At 37.4% G+C, this 22,484-nt stretch carries 16 protein-coding genes and 1 riboswitch; of the genes, 6 read left to right on the top strand and 10 right to left on the bottom strand.

The window, feature by feature from the left end; translation table 11 throughout:
* The first annotated feature begins 23 nt into the window (after nt 1–23).
* On the top strand, nt 24–485 hold the full coding sequence (gene smpB / locus SKC36_RS07945; RefSeq protein ID WP_269004586.1) for an SsrA-binding protein SmpB: 462 nt from the start codon (nt 24–26) through the stop codon (nt 483–485).
* On the opposite strand, the gene SKC36_RS07940 is transcribed toward smpB, so the two are convergent.
* The 3 genes from SKC36_RS07940 to SKC36_RS07930 are packed head-to-tail and all read right to left on the bottom strand — an operon-like array spanning nt 482 to nt 2,323.
* The gene (locus SKC36_RS07940; protein ID WP_459465556.1) at nt 482–1,024 is read right to left on the bottom strand and encodes a CopD family protein; all 543 of its coding nucleotides are present in this window, start codon (nt 1,022–1,024) and stop codon (nt 482–484) included. The two genes, smpB and SKC36_RS07940, sit on opposite strands and share 4 nt — an antisense overlap.
* The gene (locus SKC36_RS07935) at nt 1,021–1,752 is read right to left on the bottom strand and encodes a polyprenol monophosphomannose synthase (protein ID WP_459453341.1); all 732 of its coding nucleotides are present in this window, start codon (nt 1,750–1,752) and stop codon (nt 1,021–1,023) included. The genes SKC36_RS07940 and SKC36_RS07935 overlap by 4 nt, the downstream gene beginning before the upstream one ends.
* A 4-nt stretch (nt 1,753–1,756) precedes the next feature.
* A complete protein-coding gene (locus SKC36_RS07930; protein WP_459465555.1) occupies nt 1,757–2,323 on the bottom strand; it encodes a DNA-3-methyladenine glycosylase I in 567 nt (188 codons plus the stop codon).
* Nucleotides 2,324–2,444: 121 nt separating this feature from the next.
* Nucleotides 2,445–2,640: riboswitch (cobalamin riboswitch) on the top strand.
* Nucleotides 2,641–2,714: 74 nt separating this feature from the next.
* On the opposite strand from SKC36_RS07930, the gene SKC36_RS07925 reads away from it, so the two are divergent.
* On the top strand, nt 2,715–4,673 hold the full coding sequence (locus SKC36_RS07925; protein ID WP_459465554.1) for a TonB-dependent receptor plug domain-containing protein: 1,959 nt from the start codon (nt 2,715–2,717) through the stop codon (nt 4,671–4,673).
* Nucleotides 4,674–4,897: 224 nt separating this feature from the next.
* On the opposite strand, the gene SKC36_RS07920 is transcribed toward SKC36_RS07925, so the two are convergent.
* Nucleotides 4,898–5,401, bottom strand: coding sequence for a DUF4833 domain-containing protein (locus tag SKC36_RS07920; RefSeq protein WP_459453645.1), 504 nt, complete (start codon nt 5,399–5,401; stop codon nt 4,898–4,900).
* Between the two features lie 71 nt (nt 5,402–5,472).
* Nucleotides 5,473–6,288 (bottom strand): enoyl-ACP reductase FabI, encoded by an 816-nt coding sequence (locus SKC36_RS07915; RefSeq protein ID WP_129026783.1) that lies wholly within the window; start codon nt 6,286–6,288, stop codon nt 5,473–5,475.
* 207 nt (nt 6,289–6,495) lie between these two features.
* Between SKC36_RS07915 and SKC36_RS07910 the strand changes: the two genes are divergently transcribed.
* Genes SKC36_RS07910 through infB form a run of 3 tightly spaced genes read left to right on the top strand, consistent with a single transcriptional unit; the run spans nt 6,496 to nt 11,073 of the window.
* Nucleotides 6,496–6,972 carry a ribosome maturation factor RimP gene (locus tag SKC36_RS07910; RefSeq protein WP_459453344.1) on the top strand — a complete coding sequence of 159 codons (477 nt, stop codon included), beginning with the start codon at nt 6,496–6,498 and terminating at the stop codon, nt 6,970–6,972.
* A 16-nt stretch (nt 6,973–6,988) separates the two neighbouring features.
* The gene (nusA, locus tag SKC36_RS07905; protein ID WP_459453345.1) at nt 6,989–8,236 is read left to right on the top strand and encodes a transcription termination factor NusA; all 1,248 of its coding nucleotides are present in this window, start codon (nt 6,989–6,991) and stop codon (nt 8,234–8,236) included.
* Nucleotides 8,237–8,277: 41 nt separating this feature from the next.
* A complete protein-coding gene (infB, locus tag SKC36_RS07900; RefSeq protein WP_459453346.1) occupies nt 8,278–11,073 on the top strand; it encodes a translation initiation factor IF-2 in 2,796 nt (931 codons plus the stop codon).
* 75 nt (nt 11,074–11,148) lie between these two features.
* Here infB and SKC36_RS07895 read toward each other — a convergent pair whose 3' ends face one another.
* From SKC36_RS07895 to SKC36_RS07885, 3 genes are all read right to left on the bottom strand, one after another.
* Nucleotides 11,149–12,243, bottom strand: a complete 1,095-nt coding sequence (locus SKC36_RS07895) for a Wzz/FepE/Etk N-terminal domain-containing protein (protein ID WP_459453347.1) — start codon at nt 12,241–12,243, stop codon at nt 11,149–11,151.
* Between the two features lie 7 nt (nt 12,244–12,250).
* Nucleotides 12,251–14,767 (bottom strand): SLBB domain-containing protein, encoded by a 2,517-nt coding sequence (locus SKC36_RS07890; protein WP_459465553.1) that lies wholly within the window; start codon nt 14,765–14,767, stop codon nt 12,251–12,253.
* 93 nt (nt 14,768–14,860) lie between these two features.
* Nucleotides 14,861–15,940: a PorP/SprF family type IX secretion system membrane protein gene (locus SKC36_RS07885; RefSeq protein WP_459465552.1), complete on the bottom strand. Its 1,080-nt coding sequence runs from the start codon at nt 15,938–15,940 to the stop codon at nt 14,861–14,863.
* An 85-nt stretch (nt 15,941–16,025) separates the two neighbouring features.
* On the opposite strand from SKC36_RS07885, the gene SKC36_RS07880 reads away from it, so the two are divergent.
* On the top strand, nt 16,026–18,854 hold the full coding sequence (locus SKC36_RS07880) for a T9SS type B sorting domain-containing protein (RefSeq protein ID WP_459465550.1): 2,829 nt from the start codon (nt 16,026–16,028) through the stop codon (nt 18,852–18,854).
* A 132-nt stretch (nt 18,855–18,986) separates the two neighbouring features.
* On the opposite strand, the gene SKC36_RS07875 is transcribed toward SKC36_RS07880, so the two are convergent.
* Both SKC36_RS07875 and SKC36_RS07870 read right to left on the bottom strand, forming a co-directional pair.
* Nucleotides 18,987–20,903, bottom strand: a complete 1,917-nt coding sequence (locus SKC36_RS07875; RefSeq protein WP_459465548.1) for an amidophosphoribosyltransferase — start codon at nt 20,901–20,903, stop codon at nt 18,987–18,989.
* A gap of 96 nt (nt 20,904–20,999) precedes the next feature.
* Entirely contained in the window at nt 21,000–22,481 is a 1,482-nt protein-coding gene (locus tag SKC36_RS07870; RefSeq protein WP_459465546.1) for an NADH-quinone oxidoreductase subunit N, read from the bottom strand.
* Between the last annotated feature and the right edge of the window lie 3 nt (nt 22,482–22,484).

Below are 22,484 nucleotides of genomic sequence, written 5' to 3'. Positions count from 1 at the left end.
GTGGCTTTTTTATTTGTACCAACATGGCAAGAGAAAAAATTCAAAAGAAAGTTGAAATACAGAATAGAAGAGCTTCTTTTGAATATGCATTTTTGGAAACCTGGACCGCAGGATTGGTATTGACAGGCACGGAGATTAAATCCATCCGTCAAGGAAAAGCCAACCTCACAGACGCCTATTGTTTGTTCATGCAGGACGAATTATATGTGAGAAATATGCATATTTCCACCTATGAAGAGGGTACTCATTTCAACCATACGCCACTTCGAGATCGAAAGTTGTTATTGTCTAAAAGGGAGCTGAAAAAACTTCAAAAAGAGTTAAAAAATGTAGGCTTAACCATCATTCCTACTCGATTATTTATTTCAGATAAAGGCTATGCCAAACTGAATATTGCCTTGGCAAAGGGTAAAAAAAGTTTTGATAAGCGAGAGGATATTAAGGAAAAAGATGTCAAGCGAGAAATGGCTAGGCAATTATCCTAAGCTTTATTTCTAAAGCGCTTAGCAAGCTTTACTGCTGCCATGATCAGTATTCCAAACAAGGTAAATCCAAGTAAGCCATAAAGCCAATCCAGGCTATTTTTTCCTACCACTAGAAACACCACTGACACCAATAAAATGGTGGCAATCTCATTGAACAGTCGAAGCTGGGGACCAGAGAAAATAAATTTTTGTTGTCGGAATTTTAAAATTATGTGGCGACAATAGAAGTGGTAAATGGTAATACCAACCACAAAGGCCAATTTTAGGTGCAACCATGTATGTTGCCCAAAACCATCCCACCACTGAAGATAAATAAGACTCAGCCCTGTCAACCAAGTTAAAAACATGGCTGGTATCATGATGGCATTGAATAATAACTTTTGCATTTTTTCGAATTGCGAGGAAAGAATGCTGCGCTCAGGTTCTGCTTTATCTTGAGATTCTGCGTGATAGACCAATAAACGAGGTAAGTAGAATAATCCAGCAAACCAACTTACCACAAAAATGATGTGCAGTGATTTTAATATTGGATAGATCATGATCTTTGGTACCGTTTGAAAAAACTATTTACTTTTAGTTGAATTACCCCGAAGATAGCTTCTTTGAAAATATTGGCAGACATTTTACTTTCCCCTTTCGTACGGTCAGTAAAGATAATAGGCACTTCAACAATCTTAAATCCGTATTTCCACGTAGTAAATTTCATTTCTACTTGGAAAGCGTATCCAATGAATTTGATTTCGTGAAGAGGTATTGTTTCTAGCACTTTTCTACGATAACATACAAAGCCGGCGGTAGCATCTTGGATCGGCATCCCTGTGATAAAGCGTACGTAAAAGCCAGCAAAATAGGACATTAAAACGCGTCCTATGGGCCAGTTTACTACATTGACGCCATTGATATACCTAGAACCAATAGCCATGTCAGCATCTTGTTCACAGGTCTGGTATAAGCGTACTAAATCGTCAGGATTGTGAGAAAAGTCCGCATCCATTTCAAAAATAAAATCGTATTGCTTTTCGATACAATAGTTAAAACCAGCAATATAGGCAGTTCCTAATCCCAGTTTTCCTTGGCGTTCGATTAGATGAATTCTTTTGGGAAAATCGACTTGTAATTGTTTTACGGCTTGTGCCGTACCGTCTGGAGAACCATCATCTACAATTAACACATCAAATAAAGGATCTAGGCTCATTACCTTTTCGATAATGGCTTGGATATTTTCAATTTCATTGTAGGTCGGGATGATGACAATCCTCGAATTCATAAATTTATATTTTTTGATAGCAAAAACATTCGGTAATATGGTCATTAACCAGGCCCGCAGCTTGCATAAATGAATAGCAAATAGTTGGACCGACGAATTTAAAACCGTGTTTCTTCAGGGATTTGCTCATGGCTAATGAGATTTCCGTACTGCTAGGTAATTCTTGATGACTGAAGAAGTGGCTTTTTATGGGCGTAAACCCTACAAATTCCCAAATGTAGCGGTCAAAGCTACCAAATTTTTCCTGAATTTTGATAAATGCTTGAGCATTCATTTTTAGGGCATTGATTTTTAATCGATTTCGGATAATTTTTGGGTTTGAAAGGCATTCTTCAAACCTATGGTCCTCCCATTGAGCAATTTTTTGATAATTAAATTGATCAATGGCCTCTCTGAAGTCTTCACGTTTTCTAAGAATGGTAATCCAGCTCAATCCTGATTGAAATCCTTCTAAGATTAAAAGTTCAAACAGTTTTTGTTCATCATGTTGAGGTATTCCCCATTCTTGATCATGGTAGTCTATATAGAGAGGGTCGGAAGAAACCCAGGCACATCGAGTTTGATTCGTCATATCATTCAATTAGCCTGCAATCAAGTGAATTTATGGGGAATAGCCTTGTTAAAAACTGATAAATTCATAAATGAAGTTTTCCTCTTGCCATTAGAACTGAATTCTTTCAAAAAAATTTCTACCTTTGACCTTAGATGAAGGTGTGTAAATCTTTCCTAAAGATTGTCACTTAATAGGGAATTTGGTCAAAGCCAAAACTGTCCCCGCAACTGTAAGTTTTTGTAAAGCATTTATCAAATCAAAGCCACTGGATTTTCTGGGAAGGTAGATAGATGATGAAAACGAGTCAGGAGACCTGCCTTTTTCGATTCTTGATGTCGCATTACGGAGGATGAGACGAGATCGAGCGTTCGAGTATTTTTTCAATTTTATAGCCGAGAGGCTACACATCATGTTTCATTTAAAATCGCAATGCTTAGCATTGGGGGCGATTTTGTTCCCTAGCGCTTTGGCTTTTGCTCAGCAATCAGCTGAATCTCAATTATTGTCCGAAGTACAAGTTTCTGCCCCAAAGTATCCCCAAAAATTAAGCCAAACGGGGAAGGTGGTAAGTTTGATCAGTCGAACTCAATTAGATCAAATGGCAGGTAAAAGTTTGGCCGAAGTACTACAAAGTCAGGTCGGAATTTCCATCAATGGAGCAAGAAGTGCACCCGGGTCAAATCAAGAAATTTACGTCCGTGGGGCTAACACGGGACATGTATTATTATTGATAGATGGATTTCCTGTAAATGACCCCTCGCATATTTCTCAAGTAATGGATTGGAATTTATTGGATATCAGTTCATTGGAGAGAATTGAAATATTAAAAGGAGGTCAATCTACCCTGTATGGTTCAGATGCCATGGCAGGGGTAATTAATTTGGTGACGCAAAAACCTAGTTCCAAGCAAATACAAGGGAAAGTTCAAGTACAAGGTGGAAGTATCGGTGAATTAAACACAAGTGCTCAAGTTCGCGGATCCTTAGCCAGAAATTTGTGGAATATTCAAGTTCGAGATTTTATAAGTCAAGGATATTCCGCTGCAAAGGATACATTGGGGAATTTTGAAAAGGACGGATTTCGTCAACAGCAGGTACATTTGGCTTGGTCTAGACCCATTGGGGAAAAGTCTTGGTTGGATGTTTATTACCAATGGAATGCCAACAAGAGTCATTTAGATGCAGGTCCGTATGTCGATGAAAAAGATTATACAGCTAAAGCGAATTCTAGCTCTATACGTTTGCAATATCAATATAAGGGAAAGGTTACAACCTGGTATTTTCGGGCTTTTCATGAAATTATTCACCGTGAATTTACTAACGACTCCAGTTTTATTACTGCGAATGCTTGGACCAATTTTTCTAAATCCAATTATGAAGGTAAAAGTCAAGGATTGGAATGGTATGGTAAATGGGTTTTAGGTAAAGAATTGATACTATTAGCCGGTACTGAATATCGTTTTCAAAATACCTTACAAACAGATTACTCGATTAGTAATTTTGGAAGATATGACTCGCCTGCTTTAGCACCTGAAAAAGCCAATCAATCCATTTGGGCAAGTTATGTTACGGTGCAGAAGCATGGGGAAAGGGGAGGAATTGAGTTAGGTGCTCGATGGAATAAGTCCTCCAATTTTGGTGATTTCACGACCTTTACCATTAATCCCTATTTATTTTTAACGAAGGATTGGAAGTTGTTTTCTAATGTTTATTCCGGATTCAAGGTTCCTTCCTTGTATCAATTATATTCTCCTTATGGAAATAGTGCATTGAAGCCAGAATTAGGATCAACTTTAGAACTTGGATTGTCAGTCGCACAGGCAGCTTGGTCGGCTAGGATAGTCGGTTTTCAAAACACAGTAAAAGATGGGATTGTTTTTCAATCGAAAAGCGTAGATCCTTATGGAGAATATGTCAATGTTTCCAAACAAAATACTCGAGGGCTTGAATTGGAGGGTAACTATAAAACAGGGCGATTTAATTCGTCCCTGAACTACACTTTTCTTGATGGAAATCTGACAAATAAAATCGCAGGGAAGGATAGTACTTATTCTTCCTTAATAAGGCGGCCTGCGCATTCTGTGGTATTAAATTTGAGTTACCAAATTAATGCGAAATGGCAAGTGTCATGGATGCATCATTGGCAAGCTAAAAGAACTGATTTTGTTTATGATGAGGCATCATTCAGCGTGGTTTCTAAGCAATTGAAACCCTACGTCTGGTCGGAGTTACAAAGTAGTTATCAGATAAGTAAGCAGTTGCAATTCAATCTTTTGATTAAAAATTTGTACAATCAAACATTTGTTGAATCGTATGGATATTCAACTCAGCCATGGAATCTATTGCTTGCCTTGAAGTATCAGTGGTAAGTTTTGGGATTTTTTTTCAACGCTGTCAAGGTTTTAAACCTTGACAGCGTTAGGCAAAGCTATTCTTTCTTTGCTTACATCTGTTTTTAAAAATTGATATTTTTCTAATAAAATCAACAGATTGATTTTAATTTAATTTATCAAAAAACTGGAGGGTTTTTAAAAATAAAAATGCCAATTTTACCAACGCTGTCAAGGTTTTAAACCTTGACAGCGTTAAGAAATCATGGTTTAAAGCGCTCGTAGACTTCTTTGCCTGATATGGGGTCTTTACCAAATAATTCAATGTAATTGACCGAAGGCATAAATTTACTTTCGTCTACGCTCACAAAGACTCTTTTTAGGACTTGAAGCTTTCCGTTGATTGGGAATAAGGCAATGGGTAGACCTTTGGGGTCTAGTTTGACAACAAATTTCCTTTTCCTGTATGCCAAAAAATAGGCTTCATAAGCAGGTTCAATTTCACTTGGAATTTTGTTGGTATATAAGCCGTATGCTAAGGTTTTCTGAATGGAAGACAATTCTTCTTGTTGGCCTTTTTCTGCATACCTAATCCAATAAGTATGTACCGGATTTTTGGAATTTAAGGCTTTAGAACTTGTTAAATTAGCGTCATAGACCACCACATTCGAATTAGAACTACGTTGAATGTAGAATAACCTAATAGCACTTTCTGGGGGATTAGGAAAAACTTCGTAAGTGGCCAATGCCGGGAAAGTACCTACCATTAGCCACAAAAAAATCCGAATAAAAGTTGAAAGTAATCTCAAGGTAAAGCTTAGCTGAAATACGAAAATGATTATTGTTTTTCCATCTTTTCAACAATTTCCTCTGAAATACCTACACAAGAGAAACCTCCATCATGGAATAAGTTTTGCATAGTTACTTTACGAGTTAAATCAGAAAATAAGGTAATAACATAATCTGCACAATCATCAGCAGTAGCATTGCCTAATGGAGACATTTGGTTGGCATATTCATAGAATGCATTGAAACCACTTATCCCTGTTCCAGCTGTTGTTTTGGTTGGAGATTGAGAAACTGTATTAATACGTACTCCTTTAGCTTTACCATAGTGATAACCATAGGATCTCGCGATGGATTCCAACATGGCTTTCGCTTGAGCCATGTCCGTATAATCAGGGAAAGAACGTTGAGCAGCGATGTATGATAAAGCTACAACAGACCCTCCTTGAGCGATAGCATCTTTTTTCTGAGCTACCTGAAGCATTTTGTGGAAGGAAAGAGCAGATACATCCAATGATTTTAAAAACCATTCATAATTTAAATCTCCATATTCACGTCCTTTGCGGATGTTCGTGCTCATTCCAATGGAATGCAATACAAAGTCGATTGGCCCGCCTAAAAATTCGATGGACTCATCGTAAAGTTTTTCTAAATCTTCAATCGAAGTGGCATCAGCACCGATAACTTTGGCTCCGCATTTTTCAGCTAGGTGATTGATTTCTCCCATGCGCATAGCGAGTGGAGCATTGGTCAAGGTGAAAGTTGCTCCTTCCTCGTGAGCTCTTTCTGCAATTTTCCAGGCGATGGAATCTTCGTTTAATGCGCCAGAAATAATACCTCTTTTTCCTTTAAGTAATTGATATGCCATATGAAGCGATCTAGATCGATTGAATTTTTGTGATTTTGCCTCCAAAGTAACGAATTTTTTCTCAGAATAGAATGGATTTATCTATCTCAAATACCATTCTATTTGCTGAATAGGTTGTTATTTAGAAAAATATGCGTAAATTGCGAAGGAAATTTAAGAAATGAAGAGGGGTTTTTAATCCCTCTTTTTGTTTTCAATTGGAAAAGCATGGGTGATTTATCAGAAAAAATTAGGGAGTGGTTGTTGGCTTATGTGGGAGATGGTCCTATTTTTTTAGTGGATTTGCAGGTTTCACAAGGAGCTAAACGCAGTCTCGTAACGATTTTAGTCGATACATTAGAAGGGATTTCCATTGATGAATGTGCTTTGTTGAGCCGTAAGTTGGCACATCATATTGAAGAAAATTTGTGGATTGAGGAGGCTTACAATTTAGAAGTTTCTTCTCCTGGTTTGGATTTTCCATTAACGCAAGGATGGCAGTTTCAAAAAAATATAGGTCGAAAGGTTAAAGTTTGGATGAAGAAAGAGGGGCAATTTGAAGGAGTTTTACTCGCTTACAATGAGGATTCGATCGAGGTTTTAACTGAAAAAACGCTGAAACATCGAGTAATAGTGGCTAAGGAGTCTACTTGGATTTCCTTAGCAGAAATAGATAAAATTAAAGTACAAGTGTCATTTCAATAAAAAAAGAGAGATAGCAATGAACAGTGTTGAATTAATTTCGTCATTTGCAGAGTTTGCTCGGGAAAAGAACATTGATAAGCCGTCGATGATATCGGTTTTAGAAGATGTATTTCGTACCATGATTCGTAAGAAATTTGGTTCCGATGAAAACTTCAATGTGATTATCAATCCCGAGAGTGGCGATTTAGAGATGTGGCGTACACGTGAAATCGTGGACGATAATTCGGAAGATATTTGGGATTTTGATAAAATTCCTTTGTCAGAGGCGAAATTAATCGAGCCCGATTTTGAAATTGGTGAAGAGGTAGCTGAATTGATCAAGTTAGAGGATTTCGGTCGTCGCGTAGTTCAAACAGCTCGTCAAACCTTGATTCAAAAAATAAAGGACATTGAAAAAGAAAGTCTTTATGATAAGTATAAAGATTTAGTGGGTGAATTAGTTAGTTCCGAAGTATACCAAATTTTGGGTAGAGAGTTGATCTTGCTAGACAGTGAAGACAATGAATTGATTCTACCTAAAACTGAAATGATTCCAAAGGATCGTTTTAAAAAGGGAGAGACAATTAAAGCAATCATTCACAAGGTTGAGATGGCTAATGGTACGCCACGTATCATTTTATCACGTATTTCACCTGTATTTTTGGAGCGCTTATTTGAACAAGAGATTCCAGAAATTTATGACGGCACTATTACTATCCGTAAGATTGTTCGTGAACCAGGTGAGCGCGCTAAGGTAGCTGTAGAATCATATGATGATCGTATTGATCCAGTAGGGGCTTGCGTAGGTATGAAAGGATCCCGTATTCATGGTATTGTTCGTGAATTACAGAATGAAAATATTGACGTGATTAACTTCACAGATAATTTAGAGTTATTAGTTGCTAGAACCTTGAGTCCTGCGAAGTTAAACTCGATGACGATTGATAAAGAGCGTAAACGTATTTCGGTATTTTTAAACTCAGATCAAGTATCTATGGCCATTGGTCGTGGAGGTCAAAACATTAAATTAGCTGGTAAGTTAGTCGGATATGAAATTGATGTCTTCCGTGATGTGCCTAAAGATGAATTGGACGAGGAAGATGTAGAATTGAATGAATTCTCTGACGACATTGACGCTTGGATTTTGGATGAGCTACACAAGATTGGTTTGGATACAGCCAAGCAGGTTTTAGCTTTATCTAAAGAAGAATTAGAGCGTAGAACGGAGTTGGAAGAGGAGACGATCGAAGATATCTTATCGATTCTTCGTGCTGAATTTGAGTAAGTTGTAACACATTGAATGATTTATAGTATTTTGTAATTTTTATGGCAGAAGAAAAGACAATGCGATTGAGCCTTGTAGCAAAACAAATAAACGTGGGGACGTCTACGATCCTTCAGTTTCTTTCTGCTAAGGGTCACAAAATTGATAATAACCCAAATGCCAAATTAAATTTTGAGCAGCTTAGCTTATTGGCTAGAGAATATGATGCGAATCATATTTTGGAAGCATCAGAAGCTCCCAAAAAAGCTGTTGAAGAAGTAGTTGTGCCAGAACCTGTGGTTGTCGAGGTGAAAAAACCTGAGCCAGCCCCTGTTGAAGAGGTTGTTGCCCCAGCTCCTGAACCAGAAAAAGTTGTTGAAGTTCCTGTGGTAGAGGTTGCCAAACCTGAACCTGTGAAAGAGGAGGAACCAAGACCTATGGGTTTAAAAGTGGTGGGTAGAATCGATTTAGACAAAAAAGGTCATCCTGTTGCGCCAAAACCCGTTGAGAAACCAGTGGAGGCCCCAAAAGTAGAGGAAAAAGTGGTGGAACCAGTGGCACCATTGGTGCCTGAAGCAAAGGTAGAGCCAGTACAAGAAGTGGTTGAACCCCTAAAGGAGGAACCTAAAACTGCTGTACCAGAAGTACCCGTTGTTACTCCAGTTGTGGAGTCAACTATTCCTGATATTGAGTTAATTGAAGCAAAGGGTGAAACTTTAAAAGGATTAACTGTTTTAGGTAAAATTGAATTACCTACTCCTAGTGATCGCTCGGGTGACAAAAAGCACAAGAGAAAGCGTATCATTAAAGAAGAAAAACGGCCTGTTTCTAACGAAACAGCCAATCGTCCGGCACCAGCAGGAGGAGGCGATTTCAAGAAAAAGGATTTTGGAAAGAAACCAGCTGCTCCGGGTGCAAAGCCAGGAGGGCCTAAAGAAGAGCTTTCCGATAAAGATATTCAAGAACAGATTAAGGCAACCATGGCTCGTTTGCAAGGTGCAACGAACAAGCAGAGCTTTGGTGCTGATAAGCGCCGTGTTAAACGTAGAGAGCGGGCAGAAGCGGATGAAGCACGTCAATTAGCTGAAGATGAAGAATCAAAAATCTTAAAAGTAACAGAATTTATTTCAGCTAGTGATTTAGCCTCTTTGATGGATGTTTCCGTCAATGAAGTAATTTCTACTTGTATGAGTTTGGGTATGTTCGTTTCGATCAATCAACGATTGGACGCCGAAGCAATTACCATTATAGCAGATGAGTTTGGGTTTGAAGTGAGTTTTATTTCAGCGGAAGAAGAAATTGATGCTGTTGAGGTAGAAATTGAAGATGATCCAGCTGATTTAGTTCCAAGAGCTCCCATCGTAACCATCATGGGTCACGTTGACCACGGTAAAACATCCTTATTGGATTATATTCGTCGGGCCAAAGTAGCTGCTGGTGAAGCAGGTGGTATTACACAACATATTGGTGCTTATTCAGTACAAACTGAATCAGGAAAAAAAGTTACTTTCCTAGATACTCCCGGTCACGAAGCCTTTACTGCGATGCGTGCTAGGGGTGCTAAAATCACCGACGTGGTTATTATTGTGATTGCGGCAGATGATTCTGTTATGCCACAAACAAAAGAAGCAATTAACCATGCAATGGTAGCGGGAGTACCCATCGTATTTGCTTTCTCTAAAGTGGATAAGGATGGAGCAAATCCAGATAAAGTTCGTGAGGAGCTAGCTGCCATGAATATGTTAGTGGAAGATTGGGGTGGTAAATACCAATGTCAAGAAATTTCTTCCAAATCAGGATTAGGTATCGATGATTTATTGGAAAAAGTGTTGTTAGAGGCTGAATTATTAGATCTAAAAGCAAATCCTAATAAGAAAGCTGTAGGTTCTGTTATTGAAGCAGAATTGGATAAAGGACGTGGTTACGTAACGACCCTGTTAATCCAAGCAGGAACTTTGAATATCGGTGACATGATGTTGGCTGGAGATAATTATGGTCGTGTAAAGGCCATGTTTGATCACCACGGAAATAAAATTAAAAAAGCGGGGCCATCTACACCTGTTCAGGTTTTAGGATTAAATGGAGCTCCACAAGCAGGTGATAAATTGCTCTGCTTAGAGAATGAGCGTGAAGCTCGTGAAATTGCGAACAAGCGTGAGCAAATTTTACGTGAACAGTCTTTACGTACTAGGAAACACATTACATTGGAAGAAATTGGTCGTCGTAAGGCTATTGGTACTTTCCGTGAATTGAATGTAATTGTAAAAGGTGACGTGGATGGTTCAGTAGAAGCTCTATCAGATTCCTTGTTGAAGCTTTCAACTGAAGAAGTTCAAGTAAGAATTATTCACAAAGGTGTAGGTCAAGTGTCTGAATCAGATGTGGCTTTAGCATCTACATCCGATGCGGTAATTATTGCATTCCAAGTTCGACCATCCGTGAATGCACGTAAATTGGCTGAAGCTGAGCAAATAGAAATTAGAAACTACTCCATTATCTACCAAGCAATTGATGAAATCAAAGCTGCTATGGAAGGTATGTTGGCACCCACTTTTGAAGAAGTTATTACTTCAAATATCGAAGTGCGCGATGTATTCAAAATTTCAAAAATTGGTACCGTAGCTGGATGCTATGTATTAGATGGAACGGTGAAGCGTGCCAATAAAATCCGTGTGATTCGCGACTTTGTGGTTGTTCATGAAGGAGAAATATCAGCTTTGAAGCGTTTCAAAGATGATGTAGCTGAAGTCAAGTTTGGCTATGAGTGTGGATTGTCAGTAAAGAACTTCAATGACCTAGAAGTAGGAGATACGATTGAATGTTACGAAATGAAAGAAGTAAAACGTACCTTGAAATAATAACTCAAGTATGCTTATATCAAAAAGGCCAGTTCGAGAGAACTGGCCTTTTATTTTGAATTAAAAACACCTTTTTTAAGAAAATATCTGTTTAAGATTTGCAGTTTTGAAAAATACAATGACCAATGAAATAAATAATCCGAAGAATAAGAATCCAATGGTTATTATACTTCTCTTTGGTTCTGATTTTTGTAAAGCAATTTGTGCGGGTTCTAATACTTTAAATACTGGAGTTTCCCGTTGAATTTTTACAGCTGCATCAGCCATTTGAGTACTAATGCTGGAATAAATATTGAAAGCTAAATCAACCTCATATTGAAGTTTCTTTTCTTGATCTTTAGCTACCTGTAAGAATGTATTGCGATGCTGGTCTTTATAGGTGGATAATCTACTTAAGGCATTATCATATGTTTTTCGCGATTCAGCATGTCGTTCTTGTAGGAATTTTAGTTCTTTTCTCGCCTTTTCAGTTCGATAATTTGAAACATATTTAGTTAGATAATCCTGTGTAAATTCAATTAGCATGGCAGCTGCTACGGGGTCTGTTAATTTAACAGAAATGGTCACCATCCCATTTTTTTTATCTGTTTCTGCGGATATTCTACTTTTCAAATTGGTAATTCCTATTAATTCTGATCGGGTTAAATTTATTAGTTCAGAAGATAAACCCTCTTTAGGGATTGTGATATTTGATTCCTCTACATCCATGGTAGATTTATCATTAGGAAAAATTTGTAGTGGAGCTTGTTCAGGCGAGGTTATGATATAATCATAAACAGTAAGCCATTTTTTTCTTTTTTGAACAAAAACTTTACTTTTCAAGGCTTCCTGGAGAAACGGTGTACTTTGTAACACACTTGGGTAAATTTCAGGTCTTATAACATCCACTCCAGCTCCTCCACCAATGTCTACCCCTGCCAAACCTGCTAATGATTTAAGGCCACCTAAATTATTCCCCCCTGATTTGGAATCTATTTCGGGTAATAATTTAACGGTTGAAACATATTCATTGGCTTGACTTAACGAGTATAAAACTCCAACAATGGTGAATAAAGTTGTGGTAATTCCAATTAATAGAATGTTTGCTTTAATTGCCTTTAAAATTTCTCCAAGATTTATGGAGATTTCATCTTCATTATCAAATGAATTTTTGATATTCTCGTTTTCCATTAGATAATTATTTTGATAATTGATTGACCAATGTGATAATCGTAAAGGTAAAAGAAGCTAAACTTGATGTTAAACCAATTACCTCAGCGGTTGTCAAACCTTTTTTGCTACCTGGAGGAATACTATTTACTATGATTTCAGACCCAGGGAGAACTTTAGGGTAAACCTTGAAAAATAAGAACCTTTTTGTTCTACTAGATACGCCGTTTGGATTTTTAACGTAGACCAGCTTTTTTATCGCATCTGAAGCAAATCCACCTGCCTCTGAAATATAATCATCTAGGCTATAACCATCCTTGTAAGTCACTGAGATAGGATTTTGTACTGCACCTGATAGTTTTACTGTTTGATTAATTCTAGGTATAACCAAAGAATCCATGGCCATTAAATACAGGTTATTTTTGGAGTTCGGATTATCAATAACCTCTTTTAAATCTATTCCAACAATTTCTGAATTTCTATAGAACTCAGCCCCTTCTAAAAAAGCTCCATCCTTTAATCCTCCTGCTAATTCGATGAAATCGGATAATCTTTTACTATTATTTTTAAGTGCATAAACCCCTGGATAATTAACCATCCCTTGGATATTGATGTAGCGCTGATCTTCGTAATCAGGAGCTCGACGAATGGATAATATGTCGAATGGTGTCAATGTAAATTGACTTCCTTCATTTGAAATCTGAAGATTTCCATCAATATTAAAGGTTTTAATTTCGATTTTATCCTCTGAGATTGAACCTGCGCCATGGGTGACAACTCTTCTGGCTAATTCTAATTTTGAAAAACTTGCTCCGTCTTTAAATCCTTTGGCAAGTAATATTAAATCACCAACTTTCATTCCTTCTTTATATTCAAAGGTGCCTTCTTGGTTGACCTCACCAAAAACACTTACAGTTCGTTTTTCTTTTAATCCAGAAACCGTAAATACTTTAACGATATCTTCCCTTTGTAATGGGAAATCCGCAATTTCTCCCCTTAAAATTTTTCCTAAATCAATCGAAATAATGGAAGGTTCGAAATTTTCTAATTTTCTTGTAATGGTGGCTCTGCTTAAAAAGGCATCTTCTCGGGTACCTTCAGCTCTTTTTACTAATTCTTTTACGGTGCTTAGTCCGTTTTCTAAAGCATACATGCCAGGCCTAAACACAGCCCCTTCAATTTCTACCCGATTTTCAAATCGTTCAATAATAGCTCCAATGACAAATTTATCGCCATTTTGAGGAATAAATGAATTCACCTCATCTTGAGTGATATTCATTAATTTTAATTCCCTGGAGGTATTTCTAGTTACAGGAATAGAATAAGTATATGCTTTGTTGGTAAATCCACCGGCAAATTTTAAAACATCTTTTAGGGTTTCTCCCTTGATAGTTTCAAAAATCATGGCTCTTTTTACTTCTCCAATAAGTTCTACCCGTGTTTCATAATCTGAAATTCGAATAACATCTTGATCTTGCAGGTGTATATTATCTTTCTGATCAGCTCTTAATAAAAAATCATAGAGATCTAAAGTTCTAATGACCTTATTAGCTCTTATTACTTTGATATTTCTAAATGATCCATTGGAACTAGGTCCACCAGCTAAATACAAAGCGTTAAATACCGTGGCTAGGGAAGAAACGGTATATGTTCCAGGGAATTTAACCTCACCCGTTAAGGTTACTTTAATGCTTTTAACATTACCTAGGGTTACTTGGGCTGAAGACCCGCTTCCAGGTTTATTTAAACCTTGGTATAATTGGCGAAGTCTACCGATAATTCTATTTGCTGCGGCATCTACACTTAAACCATTGACATAAATCGGACTTAGGTTCAGTATTTTGACAGTTCCTTCTGGACTAACCTTAACTCGGAAATTATCCAAGACATCCCCAAAAATATCGATGTTTAATTCGTCCTCAGGCCCAAGGGTATAATTCAGAGGAGTAGCTATCTTTAAATCAGGTTCAAAATTTAGTTTTTCTATATCAAACAAACTAGATCCAAAAATTTCTTTTTCAAGTGCCAAAGATCTTTTCAATTGAAGTGCTTTATAAACTTTTACTAAACTATCACTATAAACATTTAGCGGTTGAGAAAGAAAAATACGTTCTTCCAATGTGAAAATTTGTTCTTCAATACTCTTTTTTTGATTTGGGTTAGCTTGGGCTCCTGTTGGATTTATTTCTGTCTTTTTTTGATTGCTAAGTGTCCCATTAGTAACCCGGTTATTCCCTTCTGTTTCTGATTTGGTTGTGGTTTTGGTGTTTACACTGGCCGGAAGATTACTAATCTTCTCCCTCATTTTAGCAATATCAGAGGCAGTGTAACCCTGTGCTTTGGCCGCTTTTTCTATTTGAGCCTCGCTCATGCCACTAGCTTGAGCTTTTTGATAAAATTGGGTAATTTGATCTTCCGTTAATTCATCTACATTTTTTTTCCCTTGTTGAGCAGTTTGGGCAACTGATAAAAAACTTAAAAAGAATACGAATGCAAATGTTGTCAGTATGGGGAAAACCTGGATTTTCTGGAAAAATCTCATCATAAATCGGGAAGAATAATTAACAATCTACAAATTTAAACCTTTTTTACTTGTCATTTGGATATTCTAATCAGAATTTACCCAATGGGCAAATCTTTAAAATTTGGGACAAGCCAAGGTCCTTTTTAACTTCAGGTAAGGTTTTTTTAATGAAATATCCCAATCAAATAAATAGGCTACCGAAATTTCATGGGCGCCTCCAGAGGGTAGACCAAGCTTTGAAATGGTTAAATCATAGGAATATCCTACCGAGAAATTGTCTTGACGATATCCTACTAATGCCACAATGGATTCTCGGCTATTCATAATGCCATTATTATCTTTCTTAATAGGAACTCCTCGATACCAAGCTCCTAAAACAATGGGAGAAAGGGTTAGGTAGGCCCCTAAATCTAATTGATCAAATGTACCTTGGTGTTTGTAATTTAAAACAGGACTTATACTTTTTTCGGTGTTTCGTGCTCGATAGGAGTTTTGTTCAAAATAACTATCTTCCAGCATGATTTTAGTACCTAATTGTATGCTGAATTTCATTGCTACAGGAGAATTAATGGTTGATGTTCTGCTAGACAATGACTGATTTGGGGTATTTAAATGGTGTACCGATAGGCCGACCCATGAATTTCTAAGATTGAGCATAGCCCCAGTTGAAAAGTCCATGTAATTTGTAGAGGCACCATTTTTTTCCCAATTTTTCAAAATGGGGTCATCACTTTTCTGACTAATACTACCGTTGACAAATTGATCTCCGAAAATCAGATTAGAAAAGTCTAATCCCCGATTTACATAAGAACTTTGTATTCCTAAAGAAATCGAGCTTTCCTCAGCTAAATTGATGTGATAAGCATACTGTAATCCAAATGATGTCGTTTGTAAATTTGAAAATTGTTTATCCGTGGTCATCACTATTCCCACACCGCTATTTATGTGGGAGAAATTAATATCAGCCGTAAATGAAGAAAATTGATAACTAGAACTAAGATTTGGCCATTGATTTCTATGGTTGAAATTGACCTTGGATGTATTATTTATACCTGCAAATGCAGGAGATATCAAAAGTGGTGCCGAATAGAACTGAGAAAGCTGCGGATCTTGTGCCAATGTTTTCCCAGTGCACATAAAGAATGCGCCTAAAAATATAAAAACAATACGGTATGATCCGAGTTTACGTCGCATAGCCCAGCAATTTAGTACTTAGCTTTTCAAAAACCAATATTTTGCCTTATTTTGTGTTCAAATCATGTACTTGCCTAACTTTTAAATGATTAAAAAGTTTCTATTTCTTTTTCTGGTTTGGCTTGTTTCTTTCCGTGCTTTTTCGGATCCCAAAATCGTTTTTCGTAATAATTGCCTAACCCAGTGCGCAAGTTGTGAAAAGGGAGTTGACCCTAATTTAGCTACCGTTTTTGAGTTGACTGAAAATTTCCCCACCGGTACAACTTTTTCGTGGGATTTTGGTGAGCCAGCTGCTCCCAATGATAAAAAAAATTCGGCTACTGGCGTACACCAGTATTGTAGTCCAGGTACTTATAATGTTAAAGTTACCATTCAAAGACCCTTGGCCGGCACTCCTCCAATCGTTTTAACAGAACGAGTTATCATAGGGAAATTGCCAGAAATCTATTTGGGGAAAGACACGTCTGAAGTTAAAAAAACAATTTGCTTAGGTCAGGAATTGGTATTAAATGCCTTTCAAAAAGTAGGTCGACCATCCTATCCAATTGAAGTCTTATGGTATCCCAAGGGCCAAACTACTGATACCATTAAGGTACGAGAATCGGGTTGTTATTCTGTAAAGATCACAGAACCTCTTTCTGGATGTTCTGCAGAAGCAAAAATGCAAATTGAAATTTGTGGAGAAACTGATCCCAATCAAGTGCTATTAAAAGCGCCTCCTGCATGGTATTTTGGAAGTAGTGCTGGTGTGAAATTTGAAAACCCAGATAACCCAACTCCAACCACAGGTCGTTTAAATGTACCCAATGGGGTAGCTGTAATGGCGGACCCAACCAATAGTATTATTTATTATACGGATGGCCAAAAAGTATTTGATCGTGACAATAACCCAATCACTTTTAGCAAAGATCCTAGTGCTCTGATAAATGGGGATATTACTAATTCGCAAGGGGTGACTACCATGCCTAAAACATCATGTAAGGGTTGTCAATCGGAATATTATATCTTCACCTTGAAGAAAAATGCCGCGAATGAGAATCAGATTTATTACAGCATCGTGGATATGAAGCTGAATAAAGGGAAAGGAGGCCTGTCTGTAATAAATCAATTATTAAGTCCTGTTCCTAGTACTGAACGATTAGTAGCATCTCAAGGAGGTTCTGGATTTTATTGGTTAATTTCTCAAGATGCCAATAGTAATACGATTAGGACCTTTAAAGTTTCTGATGCAGGTATTTCAGCTCCAATTATTACAAGTCCTTCTGGTTCTACCAGCTTAACCAGTTCTGCGGGTTATACCAAAATTTCAACGGATTGGAGTAAAATGGCGGTCGTGGTACCAGGGCCTCCAATCAATAAATTGGATTTATTCGATTATGATGCAACGGGTGAAGGGAAACCAACTTACTTAACCACATTGGATTTAGGCGCTTCTCCACCTACCATATATGGTGTGGAATACTCTCAAGATAAAAAAGTATTGTATGTTTCTATGCAAGGTGATGGGAAGACCATTCGGTCTCAAATCTTACAGTTCAATATAGCCAAGAATAATGCAGATACGATTTTGGCTTCCAAGCGGGTTTTATTAGATACTTTAGCTAAAATTGGAGCTTTACAAATAGATCCTGTTTATAATACCATCATCTTTGTGGCCATTGAAGGGAGCTCAACTTTAGGGAAAATTACGCAAACCAATGATTTGTTAAGTAATACAGACTCGCTCAAACGCGCTAAATATGAACCTAATGCTGTTACTTTTCCTTCTAATGTGACCAGTCAATTAGGACTTCCACCATCTATACCCTCTCCACCAAACCCAAGTAGCCCACCAAGTATTAAGCAAACTTGCGAGGGAACTACCTTTAGCTATAAGGTCGATAAGAAATTATGTGACCCTATGAACAATGACAAAATTGTGTGGAAGATCTATAAAACAAGTTTAAATCCTTTTCCAACCAGTACCGGTTTAACGGTACCACTGGACCCTGCTGGAACCCTGTATTATTCTTATGAAGGTGATGTTATGAAGCATAAGTTTAAACAGGCGGGCAAATATGTCATTACCGCCGCAATTTCTAACGTATGTGTTAAAGACTACCTTTTGGATGCCCAAGAATTTGATATTCAAATCATGGAACCTTTAAGTTTAAAGGAAGAGTATAATAGTATTTGTAAGGATAATGCCAAAGTTCAGTTAGACAAATTACCTCCACAAAAAACATTGACTTTTGAATGGAGCTCACAAGATAAAACACCTGCAATTGTAGTACCAAAGCCTGGAGGATCCTATGAAGTAATTGTAACTGACACCGCTACTGGTTGTTCAATTACCAAGAAAACTCAAGTGAATTTTTTGACAAATGAGTATTTCTTCCCTAAAAAGGACTATTTTATTTGTATGGATGAGGTAAATCCTCAAACTATCCTACAAATAGCAGGAAATAGTCGGGACTTTACCTTTTCTTGGACTCCCAATTCAGCCATAACTTCTGCCTTGAATTTGAATTATGCCAAGATTAACCGTAATGGATCCTATCAAGTAGAAATAAAAGATGCAGATGGTTGTGTGACGTCAAGTAATTATACCGTACCGGATAAATGTGAACCCTTAATTTTTGCTCCATCTATTTTTACTCCCAATGGGGATGGCAAAAATGACACATTTAATCCAATTCCAAAGAATCCAGCCAGAACTCAGATTGTGAATGTCCAAATATTTAATCGTTGGGGTGAAATGCTATTTTCTAAGCAAGGTTCCAATTCCGCCGAATTATCCTGGGATGGTAAATTCAATGGACACCTAGTCCCTCCTGATACCTATGCTTGGGTTATTCAATATCAATCAACTCCTGAAAATTTCCCTGAAAAAGGAATTATGACATTGCGGGGGGCTGTCGTAGTGGCTTATTAAATCAATAAATTGATAAAGATTGTAGCTAAGCAATAAGAGAAGAATCTCATTCGTTTCTTTTGAAAAATGCTCAAAAAAAACAACGCTGTCAAGGTTTTAAACCTTGACAGCGTTAAGGATTTTTTTAAAAAATTAATATGCCCGAACTTCAATTCCTTTCATGAAATTCACAAACGCTTTATTAACTACTTGATTTCCTCCTGGAGTAGGGAAGTTGCCCGTAAAATACCAATCTCCTAAATGATTTGGACAAGCCACGTTTAGATTTTCAACTGTCTGATAAATGACAGACACCTCTGCTTTTATATGTTTTGGGCGGACAATTTCAGCTACCTTATTAGAGATTTCTTGGTCAGTAAATGGGGCATAAATGGCCTTTACAAAATTTTCTGTATGTGCTGTCCCATTTTCTAAGGCCACTAAACATTTTAGGTTTACTTCGTCTAAAACACTTTCTAATCCTCTTTCTTTTAAGAGTGCTAAAGCGGCTCTAAAGGCAACGAACTCCTTCATTTTTGACATGTCAATACCATAGCAATCAGGATATCGAATCTGAGGAGCAGAGGAAACAATGACAATTTTTTTAGGGGCTAATTTATCTAATAAACTCAGAATACTCTTTTCTAAGGTTGTTCCACGTACAATGGAATCATCAATTAGTACCACGGAATCAACGCCTTTGTTAATTACTTCGTAAGTTGTGTCATACACATGAGAAACCATGTCATCTCTTTGCTCATCGCTAGTGATGAAGGTGCGGACTTTCACATCTTTCGAAATCAATTTTTCTACTCTTGGGCGGAATGTTAACATTTCTTCCAATTCTTTTTCAAAAAGAATACCGCCCATAATAGCCTGCTTTCTCTCTTTAGCTAAATGGTCTTCTAAGCCATCAATCATCCCTAAAAAGGCCGTTTCGGCAGTATTTGGGATATAGGAGAATACCGTATTTTTTAGGTCATTATTTACTTCTTCCAAAATTTGAGGAATTAATAACCTACCTAATTTTTTACGTTCAGAATAAATATCTGGATCAGAACCTCTGGAGAAATATATACGCTCAAAGGAACAAGATTTTTGTTCTAGGCGATCAATGAAAGGAGCTTCTTTGACCGAGCCATCCATGTCAATTACTAAAGCAGAACCAGGAGTAATCTCCTGAATTTGGTCATAGGCACAATTAAAACTAGTTTTAATAGCCTGCTTTTCAGATGCCACCACCACTACTTCATCATCCATATAATAATAAGCCGGACGAATACCAGCAGGGTCTCTAGCTACAAAGGAAGCACCATATCCTGTTAGGCCCACCATGGCATAACCACCATCAAAGTCCTTACAAGAACGCTCCAATACGCGAACTAAATCAATCTGTTCTGCCAAAATATCGGAAAGCTCTGGATTCTCATATTTGTCACGGTATTTCAAAAATTGTCTTTGGTTTTCTTCATCTAAAAAGTGACCAATTTTCTCCATCACGGTAACGGTATCTACTTTCTCCTTCGGATGCTGTCCCAAGGATACTAATTTGTCAAACAAATCATCCACATTGGTCATGTTGAAATTTCCTGCCATCACCAAATTCCGACTTCTCCAATTGCTCTGCCGTAACATGGGATGACAATTTTCAATTTCATTTTGGCCATGGGTACCATAACGCAAGTGACCTAATAATACCTCACCAGTAAAAGCTACATTTTCTTGCCACCAAGTGGCATCATGACTCGGATCAATGCCCGTTTCACGCTTGACATCTTTGGCTAATTTTTGTGCTTTCCTGAATTTCTTATTGATTTTTCCGAAGATATCGGCTACTGCTTGAGGCTCTACTGAGCGGTACCGACTGATATATCGGTTACCTGGATTAACGTTGATTTTGATATTGGCGACTCCGGCACCATCTTGACCTCGATTGACTTGTTTTTCCATCATCAAGTACAATTTACTGAGGCCATAAGTAGGCGTCTTGTACTTATCCAGATAATACTGAAAAGGCTTGCGCAATCGAATAAGGGCAATTCCACATTCGTGCTTTATTGAATCAGACATTTGGTATGCGTTTCAGAAGAGGTTTTTACTCAAAATCGAATACAAAACTAAGTAATAAAAATGATGGCTCAACGGAAATGTCCATTAATTATTTCCTTATTTTAAGAATTCCCAAAGCATCGTTGGAGCTAAGAAACTTCCTAAAATTAATCCCACCAATACCGCATAAACCCACATATTGCCATTTTCATTCCAAACGCTAAGACCAAGCTCCTGCGTTTTTTTCTTGAAATATAAGTGGTATGGAATCTTCAAATAATAGAAAATTCCAAGTGCTGTGGTTAAAATTGCTGTCAGAAGCAATATTAAGGTCAAAATTTGGGAATTATTTTGATATTTTTCCCATAAAAATGAAAAATAAGTAACCTTGGCAATAAAGCTTCCAGCAGGAGGTAAACCAGCTAAAGCCACCATTCCCACCAACAAAAATAAGGAGGCTAATGGGCGTGTTTTGGCTAAGCCACTCCATTTTTCTAAATCATTTGATTTATATGAACTTACAGGCGCTTCATCAATCAAGTAAAAGACCAAAAGGGTGCTTAGACCATAGATTAAAGCATAAAATAATAATGCCTCCGTGGCTTGTTGACTAGGAAATAACCAAGCCATGGCCATGAATCCACCATGGGCAATTCCTGAATAGGCAAGCAGTCTTTTGCTATTTTGTTGTCCCAATGCACCTAAATTCCCAACTAATAAGGTTAAGATGGCTAAAAATGCAATAGGCACCTCCAGCGACAAAGGAATAAAATGGAGTAATCGTATGCCTAAAAATGTAATAGCTATTTTAGGTGCGGTTGAAATCCATGTCATCCAAGAGGCAGGTAAGCTTTCTATTACATCTGGACTCCAAGGATGAAAGGGTGCCCAGGCTAATTTAAATAACAATGAACTTGAAACTAAGGTAAGTGCAAGTCCAACCAAATAGGGATCTGCATTGGACAGTCCGCGACTAAATTCAGGACTGGTAATATGCATGCTCCCCGTAATACCGTATACGAAGGAGATTCCATACAATAATAGCGCTGTACTAGCCAAGCCAAATAAAACATAGGGCAAAATAGCCCTTGCTCCCTCAGTATCCTTACGAATGCCCACTAATAAATAAGTACCTAATGACATCCATTCGATACTTAAAAATATACTTAGCCAATGGCTACTGATAGAAACCAACATGGCTCCACCTAGTACGGATAAAAAGCCCATTTTTTCTTCAAATTGAAAACTTTTTTGTTGGGCTTGATTGACTAAAATTAGAATAATCGCTAAGAACAGAAGCAAGGCATTGATCGAATTGCTTCCCGCATTAATCCAAAAAATCGAAAAAGATGCGAAGCCTGTCATTCCTGAAATCATTCGCTGAATGGCTAACACAAATGCGAGTAATAAACCTATTTGAGTGATGAAATATCGCCATGAGCTAGAGAATTTACTAGACCTACCATGTAAAAATAATTCGGCAAATATTCCCACCAAAATCCAAATGCACAAGAGTATTTCAGGTATCATCAAGGAAAGTCCTTGACTAATTCCATGGAGCTTCTGTGGTATGGATTGCAGTATTTCAGGAGAAAACATAGT

This window comes from Aquirufa sp. OSTEICH-129A (assembly GCF_054558355.1).
This window is presented reverse-complemented; position numbering and strand designations above follow the sequence as displayed.